At 66.9% G+C, this 13,779-nt stretch carries 10 protein-coding genes; 6 read left to right on the top strand and 4 right to left on the bottom strand.

Translation table 11 applies throughout. The features are described 5' to 3' along the window. Positions 1 to 94 precede the first annotated feature (94 nt). Positions 95 to 1,372, top strand: a complete 1,278-nt coding sequence (locus AC07WC_RS07885; RefSeq protein WP_495209510.1) for an MFS transporter — start codon at positions 95 to 97, stop codon at positions 1,370 to 1,372. Here the strand turns inward: AC07WC_RS07885 and AC07WC_RS07880 are convergent. Together AC07WC_RS07880 and AC07WC_RS07875 are read right to left on the bottom strand one after the other, a co-directional pair. After that, entirely contained in the window at positions 1,362 to 2,264 is a 903-nt protein-coding gene (locus AC07WC_RS07880; RefSeq protein WP_088434797.1) for a LysR substrate-binding domain-containing protein, read from the bottom strand. The two genes, AC07WC_RS07885 and AC07WC_RS07880, sit on opposite strands and share 11 nt — an antisense overlap. Before the next feature lie 10 nt (positions 2,265 to 2,274). Further along, positions 2,275 to 3,240, bottom strand: coding sequence for a LysR family transcriptional regulator (locus AC07WC_RS07875; RefSeq protein ID WP_495209509.1), 966 nt, complete (start codon positions 3,238 to 3,240; stop codon positions 2,275 to 2,277). Positions 3,241 to 3,348: 108 nt separating this feature from the next. Here AC07WC_RS07875 and aceB point away from each other — a divergent pair, with 108 nt between their 5' ends. The 4 genes from aceB (at position 3,349) to AC07WC_RS07855 (ending at position 10,156) form a co-directional block, all read left to right on the top strand. Next, on the top strand, positions 3,349 to 4,995 hold the full coding sequence (gene aceB, locus AC07WC_RS07870; RefSeq protein WP_495209508.1) for a malate synthase A: 1,647 nt from the start codon (positions 3,349 to 3,351) through the stop codon (positions 4,993 to 4,995). Positions 4,996 to 5,047: 52 nt separating this feature from the next. Then, entirely contained in the window at positions 5,048 to 6,340 is a 1,293-nt protein-coding gene (aceA, locus tag AC07WC_RS07865; RefSeq protein ID WP_421117192.1) for an isocitrate lyase, read from the top strand. A 224-nt stretch (positions 6,341 to 6,564) separates the two neighbouring features. Next, positions 6,565 to 7,611 carry a GGDEF domain-containing protein gene (locus AC07WC_RS07860; protein ID WP_495209507.1) on the top strand — a complete coding sequence of 349 codons (1,047 nt, stop codon included), beginning with the start codon at positions 6,565 to 6,567 and terminating at the stop codon, positions 7,609 to 7,611. A gap of 13 nt (positions 7,612 to 7,624) precedes the next feature. Then, positions 7,625 to 10,156: a putative peptide modification system cyclase gene (locus tag AC07WC_RS07855; protein ID WP_495209506.1), complete on the top strand. Its 2,532-nt coding sequence runs from the start codon at positions 7,625 to 7,627 to the stop codon at positions 10,154 to 10,156. On the opposite strand, the gene AC07WC_RS07850 is transcribed toward AC07WC_RS07855, so the two are convergent. Beyond that, positions 10,110 to 10,418 carry an NHLP-related RiPP peptide gene (locus AC07WC_RS07850; protein WP_495209505.1) on the bottom strand — a complete coding sequence of 103 codons (309 nt, stop codon included), beginning with the start codon at positions 10,416 to 10,418 and terminating at the stop codon, positions 10,110 to 10,112. The genes AC07WC_RS07855 and AC07WC_RS07850 overlap by 47 nt on opposite strands. A gap of 148 nt (positions 10,419 to 10,566) precedes the next feature. Here AC07WC_RS07850 and AC07WC_RS07845 point away from each other — a divergent pair, with 148 nt between their 5' ends. Continuing rightward, a complete protein-coding gene (locus AC07WC_RS07845; protein WP_495209687.1) occupies positions 10,567 to 11,736 on the top strand; it encodes a putative peptide maturation dehydrogenase in 1,170 nt (389 codons plus the stop codon). 6 nt (positions 11,737 to 11,742) lie between these two features. Here the strand turns inward: AC07WC_RS07845 and AC07WC_RS07840 are convergent, their stop codons facing one another. Then, positions 11,743 to 13,725, bottom strand: a complete 1,983-nt coding sequence (locus AC07WC_RS07840) for an acetyl/propionyl/methylcrotonyl-CoA carboxylase subunit alpha (protein WP_495209504.1) — start codon at positions 13,723 to 13,725, stop codon at positions 11,743 to 11,745. Between the last annotated feature and the right edge of the window lie 54 nt (positions 13,726 to 13,779).

The raw sequence follows: 13,779 nt of genomic DNA, 5'->3' as shown, positions 1-13,779 counted from the left end.
ATCAAGACCTATCAGGTTATGGATCGACCTGCCGGCGCTGCCTATCCTGAGCGCTGACTCTTCGCTCCGGCCCGTCCACGCGGGCCTTACCGGCATGAATGGCGACACCGCAGCGGTCCCCGACCGCAGCCCTCCGGCGACCACCACCGCAGTGGCGGCCGGCGACCAGATCCAGCAGGGCACCCCGGCCTTCCGGCGCACGGCCGCCGCGCTGTTCCTGGCCGGCTTCTCCACCTTCGGGCTGCTCTACACGGTGCAGCCGCTGCTGCCCGAGTTCAGTCGCCACTTCGGCGTCTCCGCGGCCAACAGTGCGCTGACCCTGTCGCTGAGCACCGGTCTGCTGGCGGTCTCGATGCTGATCGCGGGATTGATCTCCGACCGCGTCGGCCGCCGCAGCGTGATGGTCGCGGCGCTGCTGGCGTCCAGCGTGTTGTCCGTCGCCACCGCGATGGTGGACGACTGGACCACCTTGCTGGTGCTGCGTACGCTGCTCGGCATCGCGCTCAGTGGCGTACCGGCGGTGGGCATGACCTACCTCGCCGAGGAAATGGACAGCCGCGCGCTGGGCCTGGCGATGGGCCTGTACATCGGCGGCAACGCGATCGGCGGCATGAGCGGTCGTCTCATCGCGGGCATCGTGGCCGACCATTGGGGCTGGCGCTGGGGCATCGGCGTGGTCTCGTTGATCGCGCTGCTCAGTACCGTGCTGCTGTGGATCCAGCTGCCGCCCTCGCGCCACTTCCAGAGCCGTCGTGGCGGCCTGCGCGAACTGCCCGCGCGCTGGCGCAGTCTGTTCGGCGATCCCGGCCTGCCGTGGCTGTTCGCCACCGCCTTTGTGTTGATGGGTGTGTTCGTCACCCTCTACAACTACCTCGGCTTCCACCTGCTGGCGCCGCCGTATGGCCTCAGCCAGACCGTGGTCGGCCTGATCTTCAGCGTATACCTGGTCGGCACCTTCAGCTCGGCGTGGATGGGGCAGCAGGCCAATCGCCATGGACGCAGCCGCGTGCTGGCGATCTGCTACGGGCTGATCGCGCTGGGCATCGTGCTGCTGGCGATGCCGTGGCTGGGCTGCATGGCGGCCGGCATCGCCTTGGTGACGTTCGGCTTCTTCGGCGGTCACTCGGTGGCCAGCAGCTGGGTCGGCAGCCGCGCCGGTGCGATGCGGGCCGAAGCGTCCGCGCTGTACCTGTTCGCCTACTACCTGGGTTCCAGCGTGGCCGGTGTGCTCGGCGGCGTGTTCTACACCCGCTGGGACTGGCTGGGCGTGTGCGGCTTCGTCGGCGTACTGACCGTGGCCGGTGGCGTGATCGCCTGGCGCCTGGGCCAGCGCGTGCAACCGGCCGCCGCCGCGCTCGCGCTCAGCCGCTGACGCCCTGCAGCAGCCGGGTGAAGTGACCGATCAGCGGCGACGCCGCACCGCGTCGGCAGGCGACGTGCACTTCCGAACTGGCCGCGCGATCACTGAGTGCGACGAAGCGCGCGCCGTCCACCTGGATATGGCTGCACGAGGCGGGCAGCACCGTCACGCCCAGGCCTGAGGCCGCCAGGCTGATCAGTGTCGAGGCTTCCCCGGCTTCCTGCACGATGCGCGGCGTGAAGCCGGCGCCCCGGCACAACGCGATGAAGTGATCGTGGATGCCCGCGCCGACCTCGCGCAGGAACCCGACGAACGGCTCATGCGCGAACAGCCGCAGCGCCACCGCCGCATCGGCCGGCAACTCACGCACCAGCGGATGCTGGTCGTGCACCACCAGTGCGAGTGGATCACTGAACAGTTTGCGTGACATCAGCGGCGCGGGCAGGGCACGTTTGCGGATCAACCCGACATCCAGTTCGCCGGCCATCAGCGCATCGATCTGCTGCAGGGTGTTCATCTCGCGCAGCGTCAACTGCACCTGCGGAAACTGCTGGCGGTAGGCAAAGATCGCGCGCGGAATCTGCGTGGACAGCGGCGTGGCCCGGGTCAGCCCGATGCGCAGCTCGCCGGTTTCCCCGCGCTGTGCGCGCTGGGTCAGATCGATCGCGGTGTCCACCCGCGCCAGCACCTCGCGCGCCTGCTCCTGCAGCACGCGCCCGGCATCGGTGAGCTCCACGCGCCGGTTCGCGCGCAGGAACAGCCGCGCGCCAAGGAGTGTCTCCAGCTGGCGGATCTGCTGGCTGAGCGGCGGCTGCGACATCCCCAGCCGCTCGGCCGCCCGCCCGAAGTGCAGCGTCTCGGCGACGGCCAGGAAGTAGCGCAGGTGGCGGAGTTCGATGGACATGGGGCGTGCGTCAGCGCTCGGAATGACCGCTTTCATCATAGCTGCGCGGACTGAACAGGTCCGGCTGGATCAGCTCGATGAACGCCCGCGCCTGCGGTGACAGAAACCGTCCGCGGCGCACGATCACGCCATAACTCCGCTCTGGGAACCAGGCGCTCATCGAGCGCGTCACCAGCTTTTCGCGGTCGGCATCGTGGAGGCAGAGCGCCGGCACGATCGAGATGCCCATGCCCATCGCGACGTACTGCTTGATCACTTCCCAGCCGCCGACCTCCAGCGCCACGGTGTAGGGCAGCCGATGCCGCTGGAACACCTGGTCCACCAATCGGTAGGTGATCTGGCGTTTGGGCGGCAGCACCAGCGGGTACTGCGAGATTGCGTCCAGGCTGAGCTCGCCGTGCGCCAGGGGATGCTCGGGCGGGGCGATCAGCACCTGCTCGAAGCGGTAGGCCGGGGCGTAGCTGAGGTCGGCCGGCACGTCGGTCATCGAGCCCACCGCCAGGTCTGCCGCATCGCTGCGCAGCAGGTCGGTGCCGTCGGCGCTGATCGCGTTGTGCAGGGTCAGGCGGACGTCCGGGTGGCGCTGGCGGAAGCGCTCCACGATGCGCGGCAGCAGGTACAGGATGGTCGAGCTGTTGGCCGCGATGTTGAGTTCGCCGGCATCCAGCCCCTTCACCTTGTCACGAAAGCTGGCCTCCAGCCCGTCCAGGTTCTCCACCAGCGGCAGCGCCATGTCATACAGCAGCTGGCCTTCGCGGCTGGGCACCAGGCGGCGGCCGCTGCGCTCGAACAGGTTGACCCCGAGTTCGCGCTCAAGGGCCTGCAACTGCTGGCTGATGGCCGGCTGGCTGACGAAAAGCGCCTCAGCTGCCCGTGAGACTGAGCCGAGGCGGACCGTCTGGCAGAACGCCCGCAGCGGCTTGAGCCGGTCGGATTTGTAGGAAAACCGGGGACTTGGCGTGCGCGGCGTGGTCATGGCGTCATGAGTATAAGCACACCTTATGTAAGCCATTGCAATAACTGCTTTGTCAAATATCGGCGCGGCGGCGCACGGTGGAGCTCAACCGCACCGCAGGAGCCCGCCATGTCCGCCGTCGCTTACGCCACCGCCCAGCCCACCCCCGCCGATGCACCGGCCACCCCTGGCATCGCCCTCACCACCCAGCTGGCCGGCCAGTCCGCGCTGCTGCCGGCGGGGGTACTGGCGCTGCTGGTGTCCCTGCACCGGGCGGTGGAGCCGGAGCGCCAGCGCCGGCTGCAGGCACGGGTGGCCCGCCAGGCCTTCTTCGATGGCGGCGGCCTGCCGGACTTCCGTGCCGATACCGCCGAGATCCGCGCCAGCGACTGGCAGGTCGCCCCGCTGCCGGAGGCGCTACAGGACCGCCGGGTGGAGATCACCGGCCCGACCGATCCGAAGATGGTCATCAACGCGCTGAACTCCGGCGCCAAGGTGTTCATGGCCGACTTCGAGGATTCCACCGCCCCGGCCTGGCGCAATCTGCTGGCCGGCCAGCAGGCGCTGATCGGCGCGGTGCGTGGCGATCTGACCTATACCGGCCCGTCCGTCGATGGGAAGCCGGGCAAGCAGTACACGCTGCGTCCGTTCAACGAGCAGGCTGTCCTGATCGTGCGTCCGCGTGGCTGGCACCTGGATGAGAAGCACGTGCGCATCGACGGCCAGCCGATCGCCGGTGGCCTGTTCGATGCGGCGGTGTTCGCCTTCCACAATGCCCGCACGCTGATGTGCAAGCAGCGTGGGCCGTACTTCTACCTGCCCAAGCTGCAGAGCATGGAAGAGGCCGCGCTGTGGGAGACCGCGCTGTCGCACATCGAGGGCATGCTCGGCCTGCCGCACGGCCAGATCAAGGTCACGGTGCTGATCGAAACGCTGCCGGCCGTGTTCGAGATGGACGAGATCCTGCACGCGCTGCGCGACCGCATCGTCGGTCTGAACTGTGGCCGCTGGGATTACATTTTTTCCTACATCAAGACCTTCCGCCGGCACGCCGACAAGGTGCTGCCCGAGCGCGGCCAGGTGACGATGACCCAGCCGTTCCTGAAGGCCTATTCGGAGCTGCTGATCCGTACCTGCCACCGCCGTGGCGCACATGCGATGGGCGGGATGGCCGCGCAGATTCCGATCAACCACGATGCGGCCGCCAACGAGCAGGCGATGGCGCGGGTGCGGGCGGACAAGCTGCGCGAAGTCACCGCCGGCCATGACGGCACCTGGGTCGCCCACCCCGCGCTGATCCCGGTCGCGCAGGCGATCTTCGACGAACACATGCCCGGGCCGAACCAGCACCGCGTGCTGCGCAACGACGTGCAGGTCGGCCGTGATGACCTGATCGCCGCGCCCACCGGGACGATCACCCGCGCCGGTTTCGAGGGCAACGTCGAAGTCTGCGTGCGTTACCTGGCCGCCTGGCTGGATGGCAACGGCTGCGTGCCGATCCACCACCTGATGGAAGACGCGGCCACCGCCGAGATCAGCCGCAGCCAGCTGTGGCAGTGGCTGCACACCCCCGGGCAGCACCTGGACGACGGCACCGCCATCGACCTGGCCCTGCTCGACGCCACCCTGGCCCAGCTGCCGGCGCGGCTGGGTGACACCGCCGCGCTGCCCGGCGGCGCGCGCATCCCCGAGTCCATCGCGCTGCTGGCCGAACTCAGCCGCCGCGACGCGCTGACCGACTTCCTGACCCTGCCGGCCTACGACCGTCTCGACTGAGCGCCATCCATCCACCTGCTGTTACCGCATCCGTTCCCTTTGGAGATTCGACATGAGCACCCTGCAGACCGCCGAACAGATCCAGCACGCTTGGAACACCGACCCGCGCTGGGCCGGGATCACCCGCAACTACACCGCCGCCGATGTGGTGCGCCTGCGTGGCACCGTGCACGTGGAGCACTCGCTGGCGCGGCTGGGCGCGGAGAAGCTGTGGACTTACCTGCAGGAGAAGGACTTCGTCAACGCGCTGGGTGCGCTGACCGGCAACCAGGCCATGCAGCAGGTCAAGGCCGGCTTGAATGCGATCTACCTGTCCGGCTGGCAGGTCGCCGCCGATGCCAACCTGGCCGGCCAGATGTACCCGGACCAGTCGCTGTACCCGGCCGATTCGGTGCCGGCGGTGGTCAAGCGCATCAACAACACCCTGCTGCGCGCCGACCAACTGCACCACGCCGAGGGCAAGGATGACATCGACTTCCTGCAGCCGATCGTAGCCGATGCCGAAGCCGGTTTCGGCGGCGTGCTCAACGCCTTCGAACTGATGAAGGCGATGATCGAGGCCGGTGCGGCCGGGGTGCACTTCGAGGATCAGCTGGCCTCGGTGAAGAAGTGTGGGCACATGGGCGGCAAGGTGCTGGTGCCGACCCGCGAGGCGATCGAGAAGCTCAACGCCGCGCGCCTGGCCGCCGACGTGATGGGCGTGCCGACCCTGCTGGTGGCACGCACCGATGCCGAGGCCGCCGACCTGCTGACCAGCGATGTCGATGGCAACGACCAGCCGTTCACCACCGGCGAGCGCACCGTGGAAGGCTTCTACAAGACCCGCAACGGCCTGGACCAGGCGATCAGCCGCGGCCTGGCGTATGCGCCCTATGCCGACCTGATCTGGTGCGAGACCGGCAAGCCGGACCTGGAGTTCGCCCGGAAGTTCGCCGAGGCCATCCACGCGAAATTCCCGGGCAAGCTGCTGGCCTACAACTGCTCGCCCAGCTTCAACTGGAAGAAGAACCTGGACGACGCCACCATCGCGACCTTCCAGAAGGAGATCGCCAACTATGGCTACAAGTTCCAGTTCATCACCCTGGCCGGCTTCCACGCCCTGAACTACTCGATGTTCAACCTGGCCCACGGCTACGCCCGCCGCCAGATGAGCGCCTTCGTGGAGCTGCAGGAAGCCGAGTTCGCTGCCGCCGACCGGGGCTTCACCGCGGTCAAGCACCAGCGTGAGGTCGGCACCGGCTACTTCGACGCGGTGACCCAGGCGATCCAGCAGGGCCAGTCCTCGACCACCGCCCTGAGCGGGTCCACCGAGGAAGAACAGTTCAACGCCGAACGGGCGGCCTGACCCGGCGAGGGGAGGCCAGGGAAGGCCTGCAGGGCGGCCGGTCGGGGGGACCTGCCGCCCGGTGCCGTCTTCAGACCCGCGTCTTCACATCGTCGGACACCGGGGAACCCGTGTCTTTTCACGATGTTGGGGGCTGAAAGTCGGAAATGGGATAGGGCGCACAGTTTTGAGGAGTGCTATCCTCCTTCGCTCACCAGGGGGCGCTGGGAAGCGGGTGTTCGGAAATGACCGGCAAGGGTGCGACGGCGATCATGTGCGAACAGGAAACAGACATCGACCGCAAGGCGATGGCTGAGATCGTGCACGCCATCCTGAGCAACGGCGAGTCCGCATTGTTCTCCGAATTCGGACGGCAACGCAAGCTGCCCTCGGGCACGCATCTGTTCCATCGCGGCCACGCCGGCAACACGATGTACGTGATCGTCAGCGGCTGTGTCGAGCTGGATTTCGGCGAAGACCTCGTCGTGAAGTCGCTCGGTCCCAATGAATTCTTCGGCGAGCTGGGCCTGTTGATCGGCGATCACCAGCGCACCGCCGGCGCGCGTGCGGTCGAGGACAGCGTCGTGCTGGAACTGGACCACGAGGATTTCCAGCGCCTGGTCGACCGCGATCCCGGCCTGCTGGCCTACTTCCTGCGCCGCACGATCATGCGCGTGGTCAGCAACGAACAGGTGCTGATCCGTCAGCTGCGCCGCCGCAACCACGATCTCGAAACCGCGCTGGACAATCTCTACGTCACCACCCACCAGCTCACCCACACCCGCGAGCTGGTGCGCACCGATGAACTGACCGGGCTGCACAACCGCCGCGGGCTGGCCCTGTACCTGCAGGACTGCCGCGCGCAGGAAGACAGCGCGCCGCAGGGGCTGCTGCTGATCGACTGCGACCAGTTCAAGCAGGTCAACGATGTGCACGGCCACCAGGCCGGCGACCGCGTGCTGCAGAGCGTGGCCAACATCCTGCGCTCGGTGGCCACCGAGCCGGACGTGGCCTGCCGGCTGGGCGGCGACGAATTCTGCCTGCTGCTGCGCAGCGCCGACCAGGACAGCTTGCAGCACGCCGCCGAGTTCATCCTCAGCGCAGTGCATGGCCTGATGGGCCGCGCGCAGGGCGTACCGCATGTCTGCCCGGTCAGCATCGGCGTCTGCCTGATCGACCCACGGACCGACTGGAGCGAGTGGTACGCTCGCGCCGACAATGCGCTGTACCAGGCCAAACGGCTGGGCGGCAATCGCCTGCACTGGTCGCGGCCGGCGACCGCCACACCCTGATCGGGAGATCGGCATGAACGGCGACAACGGAACGTCGACCCAGGCCCCGCAGATGCGGGCACTGTTGTTCACTGACCTGTGTGACTCGCTGATCCTGGTCGAGCGGATTGGCGACGCGGGGGCCGCGGAGTTGTTCCAGGAGCATGACCGGCTGGTGCTGGCGTTGCAGCAGCGCTGGAACGGTCAGCTGATTGATCGTTCCGATGGCTTGTTTCTCCTCTTTGAGCGGCCGGTGGATGCGTTGGGTTTCGCCCTGGATTACCAACGCAGCCTCAGTGCGCTAGGCACGCAGCGCCGCATCGAAGTGCGTGCCCGAGCCGGTCTCAACGTGGGCGAAGTCATCCTGTGGAACAACAGCACGGAGGCGGTTGCGCACGGTGCCAAGCCGGTGGAGGTCGAGGGGCTGGCCAAGCCCATGGCTGCGCGCCTTATGCAGTTGGCAAGACCTGGCCAGATTCTGCTGTCCTCTGCGGCCGAATCGATGGTTCGGCGCAGTAGTGCCGAACTGGGTGAGCGCGGCGCAGGATTGAAATGGAAATCGCACGGCCGCTGGCGGTTCAAGGGCGTAGAGCAGGTGCAGGAGGTGTTCGAAGTCGGAGAGAGTGACGTCGCCCAGTTCCGTCGTCCACGCGGGCACAGCAAGGCTCGGCCATCGACGCCATGGTGGCGCAAGCCGATGGCGGTCGGAATGCAGTTGGTGATTGCCGCCATCCTGTTGGTGGGAGGCTGGGCGTTGCTGCGGCCCGTGCCGGCGATAGCGTTTGCCGAACGTGACTGGGTGGTGCTGGCTGATGTGCAGAACCTGTCAGGCAACATGCTGCTCGACGACGGCTTTGAACAGGCGTTCCGCATCAGTCTGGAGCAGTCCCGTTACGTTAATGTACTGAGCAACCTCAAGGCGGACGAGGCGCTGGGTCGCATGCAACGCGAGCGTCCTGTGCTGGATATGAGTACCGCCATCGAAGTGGCCAGTCGGGAGGGCGCACGGGCAGTGGTGGTGCCACGCGTCGAGGAGGTCAGTGGCCGGTTACGTGTGACGGTGCAACTGGTTGATCCCGCAAGTCGCAAAGTGGTCTGGTCAACGTCAGCTGAAGACCGCGGCATGAAGACGTTGTTCGCCTCTACAGATACGGTGACCGCCGCGCTGCGCCAGGAACTGGGTGAAGCGCTTCAACAAGTCTCGCAGAGCTCATTGCCTTTGCCGCAGGTGGCGACCACTGATCTGGATGCGCTGCATGCCTATGCCGTGGGCCTGCAGGCGTACGCCGACGGACACCACGCCGAGGCGACGCGCTACTTCGAACAGGCAATCCGTTTCGATCCGCAATTTGCATTCGCCTACCTCGGGCAGATGAGGATCGACGTATCGAGAGGCAACCTCGACCAAGCCAGGGCGATGCTCGACAAAGCGACCGCCATCCGCACGCGTCTTCCGGGTCGCGACCGCCTCTACCTGGACGCATGGGCCGTTGAGCTACGAGGCGGCCGCGTCGAGGACGTAGCTGCAAAGTGGAAGTTGCTGGCCGACCTGTATCCCGATTACCACGGTGCCAATGCCAATTACGCCTGGGCCATGCAGACCTTGGGGCATTACGCCGAATCCGAAGCTGCCGCGCGTCGCGCTGCCGTGGCGTCTAATGCTCTGCAATCGATCGCCTGGCAGGACGTTGGGCGCGCACAGCTCGCCCAGAATCGCTATGACGATGCATTGGAGAGCTACCGACGCTCTGCCAAGTTAGGGCGTTGGACGAGCAATCGTCACGTCATTGCCGCGACTGCAGCTTCCGGCGATCTCGCCGCTGCGATGCGGATGATTGAAGGCGAGCCGGAGGACGAGCTGAGCAGTGGCCTGGAAGGAGTCGCGGTTGCCATCGATGCAGGCGATGCCGCTCGCGCCTGGGCAGTGAACAAGCACGCACGCGCAACGTGCGGTGAGAGCACACTTGCCTGTGCGTTGTTTGACCTGCAGGAACTGATGCTCGGCGTGGCTACAGGCAAGCCGGCGAGCGCCGAGATCTTCGAGAAGAAATCACGCCAATTGCTGCAGCTGGCAGCAGACGCCAAGGGCAATGATCGCCAGGACTGGCTGTTCATGGCTGCAGCTGCGGCCTACGGCGCCCAGCGCGCCGGACATGCGGAGGTCGCCACGCGTCTGCTGGAGCCGCTGCGAACTGCATCGAATGAACTCAACGATGCGCGCTGTGCTGAACTCGTCACGATCGTCGAGGCCAACAGTGAACGGTTGGCCGGCGCCAATGCACTGGCTGTGAAACGCTTGCAGCCCCTGCTGGATGGCACAGAGCTCTATCAAGCACGCGTAGTGCTTTGGCAGGCGCTTGACGCGCAAAAGGGCGCACAGCAACAGGACGCACGTAACTGGTTGCTTGCCCAAGCGGGACGTGCGTATGCGGAGAGCGCAGGATCCTATGTGCTGCAGGTGTTCAACACCTACGATCTCCGCATGGCACGCTTGCACGGAACTTCAGGGCCACCGCAGCTCACCGAGACGGCGGATGTCTCAGTTGCGCGTCGATCTCTCCGCTGACGAAACAGTGCGGGACACGGAAGATGGCCTTGGCGCTGAGGCGTGCGGCCAGGCGTTCCCGTTCCTGCTGGAACTCTTCCTTGGTTGCCAACGGGCCTTGGGTTTCGCAGCTACGGCAGGTGGCGGCTACCTCCGGTGCGATGCGCTCAAGCGCTTTGCCCGGCGAAGCATGAAACTCACTGCGAAAAGCATCATCGCTGGATAACAGGTCCAGCAGCTGCAGTGCCTGTTCGGGGGAGAGGAGAGGAAGGTCAGGACTCATGGAAAGCACTCGTATGGACGGCGGGTGGAGGGGCGGCGACCATGCACGGTGCCTCTGCAGGTAGCGGCTGATGCGTCAACAGCTTGAGGCAAAAGAATAGCCCTCGCCGGCCGAAACTCTTACTGCAATGTACCTACTCGTGAGCCATATGCTTCCAGTCCGCTACCGCCGCTGCAACCAGTTGATGACCGAGCCCCGGATCGTCGAGCAGTATTCCGTGGCTGACCTGCTTGCCGGAGGCACCTCGGTGACGTCGACGCTGCAGTGGGTCGCGTTGGCTCCTCACTTGTCTGCGCCGATCCCGCTGGATGAGGCAATGCTATTGGCGATCGGCCGACTACCTCCCGAGCGCTGGTCGGTCCCGGATGCGCCGACGGCGGTGCCGGTGCTGGAACGCCTTGTGGCGGTGGGTCTGGCGTTCCGTGAAGACGGCCCGCAGACCCCCATGCTGCAGAACGAAGAGGCCTTTACCACTACGGCATGGTGGACACCGGCCGCGGTGATGCATCAGCTGGCGCGTTGGGAGAACCAGGACAGCGTGGAGGCCTTGCGCGAGGCGGGCATGGAGACTGCGGCCGGCCTTTGCGCCCGGCTGGGGTCACCACCGCCCGCGATGCTTGATACCGGCCCGGATGCTGTCGCGTTGCCGGCACCGGCAGACATGCCGTTCGACGCCTGGTTGAAACGGCGTGCGACCTGCCGCAACTTCGATCGCATGCGCAATGTGGACCTGGCGTCCGTGTCGCGGCTGCTGTGGCGTACGCTGGGTAGCCATGGCGAACAACGCGAGGGCGAGCAAGCGGTTTTCCTGAAGAAGAACGTGCCATCGGCTGGTGGACTGCACCCCACCGATGCCTATCTGCTGGTACAGGCGGTCGACGGCCTGAAGCCCGGTCTCTATCGCTACCACGCGGGTAGCCACGCACTCGATCCGGTAGACACACATGAGCAGAACAGTGCGGCGCTGGCGCGTCGCTTCGTCGCCGGGCAGGAGTGGTTCTCCAATGCGCACGTGCTGCTGATTCTTGCACCGCGCTTTGCGCGCACTTTCTGGAAGTATCGCCAGCATCCCAAAGCCTACCGCGCCGTCATTCTCGATGTGGGCCACGTGTCCCAGCTGCTGTTGAGTTGCGCCACCGAACAGGGACTGGGTGCATTCGTTACTGCGGCCATCAACGAGAAGGATATCGAGCAGGTACTGGGCCTGGATCCAATGCAGCAGAGCCCGATGGCCATCTGCGGCATCGGGTGGCGCAGCGAACAGATGACCACCAGCGAGTTCGACCCTGGCCATCAAGTATGGCAGCCGGTCGATTGAGGGTTTTCACCCCGCCTCGAAATCCACCAGCACCGCTCCATCACCAACCTGATCCCCGGCCTTGACCCGGTACCCCTGCACCACGCCATCCGCCGGTGCCTGCAGCGTGTGCTCCATCTTCATCGCCTCCAGCACCAGCAGCGGCGCGCCGCGTTTGACCGCCGTGCCCGGCGCCACCAGCGTGGCAACGATACGGCCCGGCATCGGCGCGACCAGGCTGCCGGCATCGGCGACGGACTGGTCCGCTTCGCTGACTGGATCATGCAGGGTGAAGCGCTGCACGCCCTCGCTGCCGAACAGGTACAGCTCATTGCCGTCGCGGATGACGGTGGCACGGTGCAGCTGCTCGCCGATCTGCACGCGCAGTGCATCACCGGCCAGGCGGCCGCTGCCCTGCAGCGTGTTGCCGTCCATGTGGACGGTCCACTGTTCGCCCGCACCCTGCACGGCCACGCTGCGCTGGGCACCCCGGTGCTCAAGCGTCAGCGCGCGCGCGGCCGCCGCGCCCAGGCGCCAGCCATCCTGGGCCTGCCACGGCGAGTGTGGGTCACGCGCATCACGGCTGGCAGCCTCGCTGGTCGCTACGCCGGCAATCGCGGCCAGCGCCCAGAGCGCCGGATCGCTGTCGTCGTCGTTCGGGGCCAGGGCGGCCTGCTCGCGCTCGATCAGCGCGGTATCCAGCTTGGCCTGGGTAAACGAATCGGTCATGACCAGGCGGCGCAGGAAGGCGGCATTGGTGGTCACGCCGACCACTTCGCACTCGGCCAGCGCCTGCTGCATGCGGCGCAGCGCGGCATCGCGGTCGACGTCCCAGACGATCAGCTTGGCGATCATCGGGTCGTAGAACGGGGTGATCGCATCGCCCTGCTCGACACCGGCGTCCACGCGCACGTGCGCGGTGTTGGCCGGCAGGCGCAGGTGGCGCAGGGTGCCGGTGGACGGCAGGAAACCGCGGTCGGCGTCTTCGGCGTACAGGCGTGCTTCCAGTGCATGCCCGCGGATCTGCAGCTGATCCTGCTGCAGCGGCAGCGGCTCACCGCTGGCCACGCGCAGCTGCCACTCGACCAGGTCGGTGCCGGTGATGCACTCGGTGACCGGGTGTTCCACCTGCAGGCGGGTGTTCATTTCCATGAAGTAGAAATCGCCATCCGGGCCGGCGATGAACTCCACCGTGCCCGCGCCGACGTAGTTGACCGCGCGCGCGGCATCGACGGCGGCCTTGCCCATCGCGGCGCGGCGCTCGGGTGTCATGCCGGGCGCGGGCGCTTCTTCGAGCACCTTCTGGTGGCGGCGCTGCACCGAGCAGTCGCGCTCGAACAGGTACACCACGTTGCCGTGGCTGTCGCCGAACACCTGGATCTCGATGTGGCGCGGACGCTCCACATACTTCTCCACCAGCACGTGTGCGTTGCCGAACGCCGACTGCGCCTCACGCTGGCAGCTGGCCAGCGCCTCGGTGAAGGTCGCGCTGTCGTCCACGCGGCGCATGCCCTTGCCACCGCCGCCTGCGCTGGCCTTGATCAGCACCGGGTAGCCGATGCTGTCGGCCTGCTTGCGCAGGAACTCGGGGATCTGTTCGTCGCCGTGGTAGCCCGGGGTCAGCGGCACGCCGGCCTGCTGCATCAGCGCCTTGGCCGCGCTCTTGTCGCCCATCGCGCGGATCGCCGCAGCGGAGGGGCCGATGAACACGATGCCCGCCTCGGCGCAGGCCTGCGCGAAGCCGGCGTTCTCCGAGAGGAAGCCGTAGCCGGGATGGATCGCCTGCGCACCGGTGCGGCGGGCGGCGGCCAGGATGGCGTCGCCGCGCAGGTAGCTCTCACGCGCCGGCGCCGGGCCGATCGCGATGGCCTCGTCGGCCAGGCGCACGTGGCGCGCGTTGCGATCGGCGTCGGAGTACACCGCCACGGTGGCGATGCCCAGGCGCTGGCAGGTAGCGATGACGCGGCAGGCGATTTCGCCACGGTTGGCGATCAGGATCTTGGTGAACATGGTGGTCTCGTTGCGCGGGCCAGGGGCGGCGGTGCCACGCGGCACCGCCCGTGC

The sequence above is a fragment of the Stenotrophomonas sp. GW821-FHT01H02A genome, assembly GCF_059422145.1.
This window is presented reverse-complemented; position numbering and strand designations above follow the sequence as displayed.